12 protein-coding genes are annotated in these 11,613 nt (G+C 48.6%); 8 read left to right on the forward strand and 4 right to left on the reverse strand.

The genetic code is table 11. From position 1 onward, the window contains the following. Positions 1–7 precede the first annotated feature (7 nt). From rimM to tsaB, 4 genes are read right to left on the reverse strand one after another with little or no spacing between them, the layout of a single operon-like run. A complete protein-coding gene (gene rimM / locus KSW37_RS09870) occupies positions 8–529 on the reverse strand; it encodes a ribosome maturation factor RimM (protein WP_217314356.1) in 522 nt (173 codons plus the stop codon). Positions 530–560: 31 nt separating this feature from the next. Next, on the reverse strand, positions 561–1,871 hold the full coding sequence (gene murA, locus KSW37_RS09875; protein WP_022121310.1) for a UDP-N-acetylglucosamine 1-carboxyvinyltransferase: 1,311 nt from the start codon (positions 1,869–1,871) through the stop codon (positions 561–563). 30 nt (positions 1,872–1,901) lie between these two features. Beyond that, the gene (locus tag KSW37_RS09880) at positions 1,902–2,498 is read right to left on the reverse strand and encodes a DUF4290 domain-containing protein (protein WP_217314357.1); all 597 of its coding nucleotides are present in this window, start codon (positions 2,496–2,498) and stop codon (positions 1,902–1,904) included. A gap of 29 nt (positions 2,499–2,527) precedes the next feature. Then, positions 2,528–3,220, reverse strand: coding sequence for a tRNA (adenosine(37)-N6)-threonylcarbamoyltransferase complex dimerization subunit type 1 TsaB (gene tsaB, locus KSW37_RS09885; RefSeq protein WP_040553267.1), 693 nt, complete (start codon positions 3,218–3,220; stop codon positions 2,528–2,530). A gap of 92 nt (positions 3,221–3,312) precedes the next feature. Here tsaB and KSW37_RS09890 point away from each other — a divergent pair, with 92 nt between their 5' ends. The 8 genes from KSW37_RS09890 to KSW37_RS09925 all read left to right on the forward strand — a co-directional run bounded on the left by KSW37_RS09890 (position 3,313) and on the right by KSW37_RS09925 (position 11,154). Then, positions 3,313–4,191: a YicC/YloC family endoribonuclease gene (locus KSW37_RS09890; protein WP_022120347.1), complete on the forward strand. Its 879-nt coding sequence runs from the start codon at positions 3,313–3,315 to the stop codon at positions 4,189–4,191. Positions 4,192–4,288: 97 nt separating this feature from the next. Then, on the forward strand, positions 4,289–4,864 hold the full coding sequence (gene gmk, locus KSW37_RS09895) for a guanylate kinase (protein ID WP_217314358.1): 576 nt from the start codon (positions 4,289–4,291) through the stop codon (positions 4,862–4,864). Positions 4,865–4,867: 3 nt separating this feature from the next. Further along, positions 4,868–5,440 carry a nicotinate (nicotinamide) nucleotide adenylyltransferase gene (gene nadD / locus KSW37_RS09900; protein WP_217314359.1) on the forward strand — a complete coding sequence of 191 codons (573 nt, stop codon included), beginning with the start codon at positions 4,868–4,870 and terminating at the stop codon, positions 5,438–5,440. A gap of 55 nt (positions 5,441–5,495) precedes the next feature. Then, positions 5,496–7,403 (forward strand): phosphoethanolamine transferase, encoded by a 1,908-nt coding sequence (locus KSW37_RS09905; RefSeq protein ID WP_217314360.1) that lies wholly within the window; start codon positions 5,496–5,498, stop codon positions 7,401–7,403. Positions 7,404–7,405: 2 nt separating this feature from the next. Continuing rightward, positions 7,406–8,551 carry an acyltransferase family protein gene (locus KSW37_RS09910; RefSeq protein WP_217314361.1) on the forward strand — a complete coding sequence of 382 codons (1,146 nt, stop codon included), beginning with the start codon at positions 7,406–7,408 and terminating at the stop codon, positions 8,549–8,551. Between the two features lie 9 nt (positions 8,552–8,560). Then, positions 8,561–9,565, forward strand: coding sequence for an acyltransferase family protein (locus KSW37_RS09915; protein ID WP_217314362.1), 1,005 nt, complete (start codon positions 8,561–8,563; stop codon positions 9,563–9,565). A 34-nt stretch (positions 9,566–9,599) separates the two neighbouring features. Further along, positions 9,600–10,505: a decaprenyl-phosphate phosphoribosyltransferase gene (locus tag KSW37_RS09920; protein ID WP_217314363.1), complete on the forward strand. Its 906-nt coding sequence runs from the start codon at positions 9,600–9,602 to the stop codon at positions 10,503–10,505. A 4-nt stretch (positions 10,506–10,509) separates the two neighbouring features. Beyond that, positions 10,510–11,154, forward strand: a complete 645-nt coding sequence (locus KSW37_RS09925; RefSeq protein ID WP_217314364.1) for an HAD family hydrolase — start codon at positions 10,510–10,512, stop codon at positions 11,152–11,154. The last annotated feature ends 459 nt before the right edge of the window (positions 11,155–11,613 follow it).

The raw sequence follows: 11,613 nt of genomic DNA on the forward strand, positions 1-11,613 counted from the left end.
CTTCACTTTATAACTCAAGCAATCCCTCTGGAATTGCCATTCTGATTTCTTTCTTTTCAGCACTCACCTCTTCAATGAGGTCGTTGCTGGCAGGGATGAGGATATCATCACCTGCATCGGTTGTTACCTCGAAAAGAAGATTGAGGGTGGAATCGTCTACATGATCAATGGTTCCTACCACCTTGCCGCTTACAGCATCTACAAGGTGGAAACCGATGATTTCTGCCCAGCTCATGTTCTCTTCATCACTGTCAGAGAGATGACGTGGGAAGAAAACCTCGCAACCGGTATAGTTGCGTGCCTGCTCTTGGGTATCGATATCCTCAAACTTCACGAGCACATTCTCATCGTTCTTAAACCGATATTCCTCTAAATAGAAAGGCACGAGGATGCCATCAATGTCGAGTACCAGATACTCGGCATCTACACGGTCGAAAACATCATCTGTAATGGCGAAAGTTATCTCGCCCTTCACGCCATGAGGTTTTCCCAACTTGCCTATCTTATATACTTCATCGCGTCTAATCATTCAACATTCAACATTTAACATTTAACATTGATTAATCACTGACACGGGTTATCTTGGCACCCAGCGCATTAAGGCGATGCTCGATATCCTCGTAACCACGGTCTATCTGGGCGATATTGGCAATGCGGCTGGTACCGTTGGCACTCATGGCAGCAATCAGCAGGGCAATACCGGCACGGATATCAGGACTGGTCATTCTGCCAGCACGCAGTTTGATCTTATGGTCATGACCTACCACCACTGCACGGTGAGGATCACAGAGAATAATCTGCGCACCCATATCAATCAGTTTATCCACGAAGAAGAGGCGGCTCTCGAACATCTTCTGATGGAAGAGAACGCTGCCGCGAGCCTGGGTAGCCACTACGAGGAGCACGGAAAGAAGGTCTGGAGTGAGTCCTGGCCAAGGGGCATCGGCAAGCGTCATGATGGTGCCGTCAATAAACGAATCGATGACATAATGCTTCTGCTCTGGAATCACAAGGTCATCGTCCTCTATCTTTATCTTCACTCCCAGGCGGCGGAATGCATCAGGAATAATACCTAAATCCTTGACAGACACATTCTTGATGCGCACACCTTCGCCACACATTGCCGCCATGCCGATGAACGAACCAACCTCAATCATATCCGGCAAGATGCGATGCTCGGCACCATGCAGTTTATCAACACCCACGATGGTGAGCAGGTTGCTGGCGATGCCGCTGATCTGAGCACCCATCGCATTGAGCAGATGGCAGAGCTGCTGGATATATGGTTCGCAAGCTGCATTATAAATGGTGGTAGTGCCCTTTGCCAATACAGATGCCATGATGATATTGGCGGTACCGGTAACCGAAGCCTCATCGAGCAACATATAGCAGCCCTTCAGCTTCTTTGCCTGTATCTGATAAACATTACGCTCATCATCGTGAACGAAGTTGGCTCCCAGATACTTGAAGCCCAGGAAGTGGGTATCCAGACGGCGACGACCTATCTTATCGCCACCCGGCTGAGCTATGGTAGCCTTGCCACATCTACCGAGCAGCGGACCTATCATGAGCACACTACCACGAAGAGAAGAACATTTCTTCACAAACTCCAGACTGTCGAGATAATCGAGTTTCAACTCATCACTTTGGAATGTATAGTCGTGACGACTGTGCTTGGTTACCTTGACACCTATCTCCTGGAGCAACTTAATCAGGTTGTTCACATCCAGGATGTCCGGCACGTTGGTGATGCGCACAGGCTCGTCGGTAAGGATTGTGGTACAGATAACCTGCAGGGCCTCGTTCTTGGCGCCCTGAGGTGTAATAGTACCTTTGAGCGGATGACCGCCCTCTATGATGAAAGACTCCATAAGCTTGTCTACTATATATAATAATGTGGATTACTTTTTCTTCTTATTATTTACATTCTTAGGCTGTGCCTCAACCTTCTCGAAAACGAAAGTATCGAGATCGAGCTGGATGTTGCCATCGGTAAAACGTGCCAGATCGGAAGCTACCTTGGCTACATCACTGGAGCCATGGCTCCAGGTTACCAGGTCGCGATGCATCTGGTTGGCAGTCAGCTCCACGAGTTTATCGCGCTCCTCACTTGGTTCCATGGTCTTCAGCTTTTCGAAAATTTCGAAGAGCATAGCTCCATAATGGCGCACCGGGATGTGCTGCATAGGATATGGCAAAGGCTCCGGCTTGGTTGCTATCTTCACAGCATCCGATACATCATAAGGAAAATCGATGTCGAGCTGGAAATTGCTCATGATGGCAAGCTGGTCCCAGAGCTTCTGCTCATGGTCCTCTACCCCTCTGTTCTCAGGGAACATACGGTCCATGACAGCAATAATGGTCTCTGCACAACGCTGGCGCTCTTCACGGTCGGCAAGCGTCAGACAATGATCTACCATCTGCTGAATCTCACGGCCATACTCAGGCAGAATGAGCTTAGCTCTCTGGGTATTATAGTCTAATCCGTCTATATTCATTCTAACAATATTTTATATAATCAATAATTCTAGAGCAGTTTCTTTGGCATCTTAGCCACGAAATCCTTGAGATAGAAAGGCACGAAATATGCCACATCTTCGAACTTGCCCTCTACAAAACGCTTCTCTGCCAGCGGAGCCATATTCTTTGCCAAAGGCTCAATGCCCTCTACAAGGTGAGCATTCGGATGGTTGATGGTCTCCATACACTTGGCAGCGCCATTTCCGAAGAAGTATACATGATGCTGGTCCAGGTATTCCTTGTAGGTATCAGCATCCACAATATCTGCCTGAATAGGGCGAACCACCTTCAGGGCGCGGTCGAGCACTTCGGCATATACCTCCATGCGGCGGGCGTCGAGCATAGGTACGATGAGGGCGTCTTCCTCCTCAGGATGTTCGCCAAGCAATACAGGCACAGCCATCAGTTCGAGTGTTGGAACAGCGATAAGTTTCACACCGCGACCATAACAGATGCCCTTCGCCATACTCACACCGATACGCAATCCGGTATAGGAACCCGGACCACAACTTACCGCCACAGCCTCCAGCGGAAGACCATGAGAATCGAGGAAATCAAGAGCCTCATCCACAAACACACCCAACTTAACAGCATGGTTAGGACCTGTGTGATCTTCCTGGTTGAAAATCACCTGTCCACTATCACTAATTGCCACTGAGCACACGTCCGTACTCGTCTCAATATTCAATATACACGACATAATTAAAAAATATATTCTTAAATTAAGGTGCAAATATACTCATTTTCTCGCTTTTTTTTGTACTTTTGCAGAAATTTAACGCGAAAGATTATATGATACAGTCAATGACAGGCTTCGGAAAAGCTACCGCGGCCTTTAAAACAAAGAAGATTAATGTAGAGATAAAGTCATTAAATAGCAAGACTCTTGACCTCTCTACTCGTATTGCTCCGCTCTATAGAGAGAAGGAGATGGAAATCCGTCAGTATATCTCTAAAAATCTGGAAAGAGGCAAGGTTGACTTCGCCATCTGGATTGATAAGGATGCTACCACAGATGCCACTCCTATCAACGCGGCGCTTGTACAGAATTATTACCAGCAAATCAAGAAGATTTCGGCTGAAACAGGCATTCCTGAGCCAACCGACTGGTACAGCACTCTGTTGCGTCTTCCTGATGTAACAACGAAGACGGATGTGGAAGAATTGAGCGATGAGGAGTGGGAAGTGGCAAAAAATGCAATTTGCGAGGCTGTGAACCATCTCGTTGCCTTCCGCAAGCAGGAAGGAGCCGCTCTCCAGAAGAAATTTACTGAGAAGGTGGATAACATCCAGACTCTCCTTGCCAGCATCGAGCCATACGAGAAGGCTCGCGTGGAGAAGATCAGACAGAACATCGTTAACGGGCTGCAGCAGATTCCGAATGTGGATTACGACAAGAACCGCCTGGAGCAGGAACTCATCTACTACATCGAGAAGCTCGACATCAGCGAGGAGAAGCAGCGCCTTGCCAACCACCTGAAGTATTTCCGCGAGACCATGAATGAGGAAGGTCATGGTGTAGGAAAGAAACTCGGTTTCATCGCACAGGAAATGGGACGCGAAATCAACACCACCGGCTCTAAGAGCAACCAGGCTGAAATGCAGAACATCGTGGTGAAGATGAAGGACGAACTGGAGCAGATCAAGGAGCAGGTGCTGAATGCTCTTTAATAAAGTGAAGAACGAAGAGTGAAAAGTGAAGAATTCATTGGCTTTATTAATCATAAAGTTCAATATTCAAAGTTCAATATTCAAAGTTCAAAGTAAAATGAAGAACGGATTGTTAATTTTCAGCGCCCCATCGGGCAGCGGTAAGAGCACAATAGTAAACTGGCTGATGAAAGAGCACCCGGAATTGAAGCTGGCTTTCTCTATCAGCTGTACCTCTCGTGCTCCTCGCGGTACAGAACAGAATGGTGTAGAGTATTTCTTCCTCTCTCCAGAGGAATTCAAGGCTAAGATTGAGGCTGACGAGTTCCTGGAGTACGAGGAGGTTTACCAGGACAGATTCTACGGCACCCTGAAGTCACAGGTAGAAAACCAGCTCACCAAGGGCGAGTCGGTGATTTTCGATGTTGACGTGAAGGGTGGTGTAAACATCAAGAAGTTTTATGGCGAACGTGCCTTGAGCATCTTTGTCCAGCCACCTTCGGTAGAGGAATTACGCCGCCGTCTGGTAGGCAGAAATACTGATGCGCCTGAGGTTATCGAGCAGCGCCTTGCCAAGGCAAGCTATGAGCTGACCTTTGCCCCTCAGTTTGACCACGTGGTTGTAAACGATGACTTGGAGAAGGCTCAGCAGGAGGTTTATCAGCTCGTCAAGGCCTTCCTAGACGCAGAGTAAGAAATGAAGAAGGTAGGAATCTTTGGCGGTAGCTTCAATCCCATCCATACGGGCCATATTGCATTGGCGAAAAGCCTTTGCGAGAAGGCCTGCCTGAATGAGGTGTGGTTCATGGTTTCGCCCATGAACCCATTCAAGAAGACCGCTACCGACTTGCTCGACGACCAGCTGCGCCTGGAAATGGTAGAAAAAGCGCTGGAGCACGAGCCACAACTGAAGGCATGCGACTACGAGTTCCGCCTGCCTAAGCCATCTTATACCTGGCACACGCTGCAAGCCATCAGCAAGGATTACCCCGAAAACGAGTTCACCCTGCTGATTGGTGGCGACAACTGGGCTGCTTTCGACAAGTGGTACCACCACGACGACATCCTAGCCCACTATCCCATCGTGGTTTATCCGCGTCAGGGAGCCAGCATAGGCAATGTGCCAGAAGGCGTTACCATCGTAGAAACTCCACTGCTCAACATCAGCAGCACGGAAATCAGAAAGCGTATCAAAGAAGAGGAAAGCATCAGGGGAATGGTGCCGGAATGCATCGAACAACTGGCTGTCAGAAACTACAGGCAGCTCTAGGCATCCCTCTCTCCGAAACCGCTTTAAATCATATTTAAACAACAAATAGCAAAAAATGAGTTGGAAAGAAATCATTAAGAAGTGTCTGAACGTGGCTTCTGCGCCGATTCGCAGAAATGCCAACTTCTTTGTGTTCATGTACCTGCTGGGCATGATCAGTTCTATCGTGACTACACCTGCCAAGGGGACTTTATACGACAACCTGTTCCTGGAACTCTTTGTCGACCTCTATGTTGTGTGTGCCGTTGTCGCCATCTTCCCCAAGAAGGTGCGCTGGGGCCTGCGTGCCGTACTATACCTTATATTATATAGTACAGCTGCCGCCGACACCTATTGCTACGTGAATTTCGGCTCTACGCTCAACCCTTCTATGCTGATGCTGGTGGGCGAGACCAACAGTTCGGAGGCTAGCAGTTTCCTCTCAGCCCTCATCTCTGCCGAGGTTCTCTTCAGTAGTGTGGGCTGGATTCTGCTTCTGGCTCTCATCCAGATTCTCATCGCCATCTTCCGCAAGCAACTCATCAAGCTATACGTTTTCATCATTACCGTTCTGGAGTTGGCTTCTGTCAAGAAACGGCTGATGGCTATCCCCCGCATGACTGCAGCCATGCCTGCCAGTTTCGGAATCCTATGCCTCATCATCCTCATCACAGGATGCTGCACCTCCTGGCACAACAAGATGGCTTACCATAAACTCATGAATGGTAGAACGATAGGCGAAGTAGAGCATATCCTGACTGAGAAGGATCATGCTGTACTCTATCTACCAATCTACCGACTCCAATTCAGTATCTATGCCAACCAGCTGGCTGCGCATCAGATTACCCAACTCATTCATGCTGCCCACGAGGTAAAGGTTGACAGCTGCAGCTACCGCTCGCCAAACATCGTACTGATTATCGGCGAAAGCTTCGGCCGCCATCATTCCCAGCAGTACGGCTATTTCATGGATACCACTCCACAGCAGGTAGCCTTGGAGAAATCGCGCAAGCTCACCAAGTTTACCGATGTGGTAACCTGCTGGAACCTGACCAGTTTCGTTTTCAAGAACATGCTCTCTACCCATGTGGTAGGCGAGAAAGGCGAATGGTGCGACTATCCGCTCTTCCCAGAAGTGTTCCGAAAGGCAGGCTACAACGTAACCTTCATCACCAACGAATTCCTGCCACAGGCAAAGGAGGCGGTTTACGACTTCAGCGGCGGTTTCTTCCTGAACAACCCGGAACTGAGCAAACTTCAGTTTGACCATCGCAACACCCAACTCCACGACCTGGACGACGGACTGCTGAAGGATTATGATGACAGTCTGAAGAACTTCCAGAAGGAGCACAACCTCACCATCTTCCACCTGATGGGACAGCATGTAAACTATAAACTGCGCTACCGCACGAAGCAAGCCCGCTTCTGGGCAAGCAGTTATGAAGACAAGCGCCCTGAACTGACCAATGCCCAGCGCAAGATGCTGAGTCATTACGATAACGCCACCCTCTACAACGACTCTATCGTAGCCCAGATTGTGAAGCGGTTCCAAAAACAGGATGCCATCGTCATCTACGTGCCCGACCATGGCGAGGAATGCTACGAAGAGAACCGTGGCTTCATCTGCCGTAACCACTCTGCAGAAATCGACTGGCCGCTGGCTCACTATGAGTTTGAAATTCCGTTCTGGATATACTGTTCGCCAAAATATATCAGGAACCACCGCGATATCTACCGCCAGATACGCAAGGCTAAAGACAAGCGTTTCATGACCGATGCCCTGCCTCATCTCCTACTGTATCTGGCTGGCATCGAGACACCTACCTATAAGGAGGAATATAACATCCTGAGTCCGAAATATGACGAGATGCGGCCACGTATCCTCAAAAACTCTGCCGACTACGACAAACTTCGTGATGCGCATCTGGAAAAGATAAAAAAGGAAGAAAGTAAAAAGGTAAAAAAGAAAGAAAGGAGAAACTGATTATGAATAGTGCTATTCTATCACGCCCGGCATGCAATGCCCTGAGAGGACTCGCCATCATCGGCATCTTCTTGCATAACTACTGCCATTGGCTGGGACCTATCGTCAAAGAGAACGAATATCAGTACTTCCAGCACAATGTTGACTGGCTGAACCAGGTAATGGTCAGTATGGACCTCAACCTGCCTGTACACCTGCTCTCGTTCTTCGGTCATTACGGTGTGCCCGTATTCCTCTTCCTGAGTGCTTACGGACTGGTGATGAAATACGAGGCTAAACCTCATCTCTCTACCGAACAGCAGACCAGAATGTACAGCATCTCGGGCAAGAAGCTTACAGGAAACATCAACTGGCGCGAACCGCTCCACTTTATCCGCTATCACTATCTGAAGCTCTTCAAGATGATGATAGCAGGTTTCGTGGCATTCACGATGGTTGACTACATCACGCAGGGTCCTCACCACTATCAGACGCTGGATATCATATCGATGTTGGGCATGTTCAACAATGTGCTGGAGAATCCGGATAACATCATCTGGCCGGGTCCGTACTGGTTCTTCGGTCTGATGCTGCAACTCTACATCGTCTATCGTCTGCTGCTCTATCGCCGCCATTGGGGATGGACCGTAGGATTGATGGCCATCTGCATCGGCATCCAGCTCATCCTGGGTTTTGACAATCCAGAAAGTGAAGTGATGAACCGCTACCGCTACAACTTTATGGGCGGCATGTTGCCATTCGGACTGGGCATCCTCTATGCCCGCTATGGCGAGAAGATTCTGATGACCTTCCATTCGCCTATCACCAACTTCTTTGGCTGCATCTTCTGCATCTCGCTGATTTACAGTCTGAGCGGCAGCATGATTGGCTGGACCTTCGTGCCGTTCTTCTTCTGTCTACTGAGCGTATTGGTAGCCGACCTTCTCCAGAACATCAGCTGGTTATCAGGTATTTATAAGGTATTAGAGTGGATGGGCAGCATATCAGCCGCTCTCTTCGTATGCCACCCTATCACCCGCAAGATATTCATCCCTATCAGCCGTCAGGGCGACATCTATGCCGGCCTGCTCCTCTACATCATATCGAGCATCTGCCTGGCTTGGCTCTTCACCCAACTGATGAAGAAGATTCCAAACCCGAAATATTAAAAGAAAATCATGAAGATTAAAGATATAGAACTGGCGAATATCAGCCGGTTTCGCGGCGAGTTGATGGGAGCAGCCATGCTGTTCATCATCCTCTTTCATGTGGCATTGCCTAGAGAAGATGCCTTTTTCGGGCTTCGGAGAATGGGCAATGTCGGTGTAGACATGTTCCTCTTTCTCAGCGGAATAGGTCTCTGGTTCTCGTGGATGAAGAATTCTTCTGCCAAACATTTCTTCATCCGCCGTTATCTGCGCATCTACCCTACCTGGCTCATCATAGCCTGCCTCTTCTATATCCCAACTTTCCAGGGCGGAAGCACCTGGAACTGGATCTATCTCTTTGGCGAGATAACCATCAACTGGGGCTTCTGGCTGCATGATGAGCTCAACTTCTGGTACATCCCGGCTACGATGATGCTCTATCTCTTTGCCCCAGCCTATATGGAACTCATCAGGCGCCATCCTATCTACCGCTGGCTGCCGGTGGTGATGATTATGTGGTGCATCCTGGTACAATATGTTACCCCGATACATCAGGCTGTAGGACATCTGGAGATTTTCTGGAGCCGCGTGCCTATCTTCTTCATCGGCATCAACATGGGTGAGATGGTCAGACAGAAACAGACGCTCGACGGCACTTCGATATGGATGATATGGCTCATGTTCCTGATGACGCTGCTGGCGAGCATCTTCCTGGAACAGGAGAAGCATGGCATGTTTCCGCTCTTCCTGGAACGCATGCTCTATATCCCGCTTACCATCACCAGCATCCTGCTGCTGAACCGCATCTTCCGCCGCACACCGAGCTGGTTTAACAAGGGGTTCATGTTTGTGGGAGCGCTGAGTCTGGAGTGTTATCTGCTCCATATCCACTTCGTGCTGAAATACATTGAACCATATCATTTAGGCTATTGGCCTACCTTCTTCATCTGTATAGGCATCACCCTGCCTGCAGCATGGATTCTGAGCAAGATAGCCGGATGGATTTCTAAAGAGTTAGCTAAGTTTATCAAGTAAAAAGGAGTTTATTTATTAAGAAAATTGGAGTTTTATGAACGAGAATAAATTGGAAGGCAGTAAAGGTTTTGCTGCGCTGCTGCGACTGGTTCGCCCGAAACAATGGATCAAGAATGGCTTTATCTTCTTACCGCTGTTCTTTGGCGGCGCCCTGTTGCATACAGATGCTCTGCTGGCGGGTCTGATTACTTTCTTCGCCTACAGTTTTGCCGCATCGAGCATCTATTGTTTCAACGATATCTATGATGTGGAGGCCGACCGCCGCCACCCGGTCAAGTGCCATCGTCCGATAGCATCGGGGGCGGTCAGCATCAAACAGGCATACGGACTGATGTTCCTGATGTTTGCCCTCTCTATGGGTATATGCAGCCTGCTCGGATCATGGGAGACGATGGGAATCATCATCTTCTATTGGCTTCTGAATCTCGGCTACTGCGCCAAATTCAAGCAATATGCCATCATCGATGTGTGTATCGTGGCTTTCGGTTTCGTACTCCGTCTGCTGGCAGGTGGTGTAGCTACGGGCATCGTACTCAGTAAGTGGATTGTGCTGATGACCTTCCTCATCACCCTCTTCATGAGTTTTGCCAAGCGCCGCGATGATGTGCTGCGCATGGAGAAGACAGGCGAGGCTCCCCGCAAGAATACCATCCGCTACAACCTCACCTTCATTAACCAGGCTATCACGATTACGGCTTCCGTAACCCTGGTATGTTACATCATGTATACGGTGAGTCCGGAGGTAATTGATAAATTCCATACTGATTATCTCTATCTTACGAGTGTCTTTGTGCTGGTTGGTTTGCTGAGATACATCCAGATAGCTGTGGTAGACCAGAAGAGTGGTGACCCTACGAAGATTATCCTGCGCGACCGTATCACCCAGTTTATCGTGCTCGCCTGGTTGCTCTCCTTCCTGATCCTTATTTATATCGTATAAGAAAATGAAGAAAAAATTATATTGTTTCGATTTCGACGGAACGCTGACAACAAGCGATACCCTGCTGGAATTCATCAGATATGCCAAGGGTACCGGCCGTTTTCTGATGGTTTTCCTGATGTACAGTCCGCTCCTGGTACTGATGAAGCTGCATCTCTTTCCCAACTGGAAAGCGAAGCAACTCATCTTTGCCCATCTTTTTGCCGGCATGCGTATCGAGAAGTTTGATGCGCTCTGTCGCGATTTTGCCGAAGAATACCAGCATCTGTTGCGCCCCAAAGGTGTTACGCTGGTACACGAAGCCCTGGTTGCAGGTGCTCAGGTTTTCATCGTGAGTGCCAGCATCGACAATTGGGTCCGCCCGTTCTTTAAAGTTCGCGGCCTGGATGGAGTCAGGGTTTTAGGCACCCAGATAGAAGTGATTGACGGCAGACTTACCGGCAAGTTCAAGAGCAACAACTGTTATGGCGAGGAAAAGGTTCATCGCATCTGCGAGGCGCTGACCACCACTACCGCCAATGCCTACGGTACCCCCTCGTTGTCTTTCGACCGCTCCCAATACGATATTGAGGCATTTGGCGACAGCCGAGGCGACAAGGAGATGCTCGCCTTCGCCAACAAAGGACATTACAAGCCCTTCAGAATTTAGAAACGAGCCTGTATCTTGCCAACTACCCATGTACGGCGAAACGCCGTATCAAGTATACGCGAGCCCGCTAGGCGTTAGGGAGATACGCCTAGCGGGCTTGCGTTTCTAATAGAACGCCTAACGGACTCGCGTATCTAATAGAATACCATCATTTTTTTAGTTTAAAATCTGTTTTATCCCTCACATCCATCACGCTTTCTGTTTTTCAAAACTTTAACTATTTGATAATGAGACTGTTGTTTCTTTTACTTAGCGTGATAGATTGACAAAAAGTTTACAATATCCATCACGCTATCCATCACGATTTGGGGTTATCTATCACGTTTTTCTGCTAATCATTAGTAAGCGGCTCCGCGTTTATACCTTGCATAATTCAAAAAAAAGCAGTAACAGCAGATTAAACAAATGCTGCTACTGCTTTTTCCATCGGTCAGGAAGTAAGTCTCTATATTTCTCCAG

Origin of the sequence: Segatella copri, from assembly GCF_019127135.1 — a bacterium.
In the GTDB taxonomy this organism is placed as follows: domain Bacteria; phylum Bacteroidota; class Bacteroidia; order Bacteroidales; family Bacteroidaceae; genus Prevotella.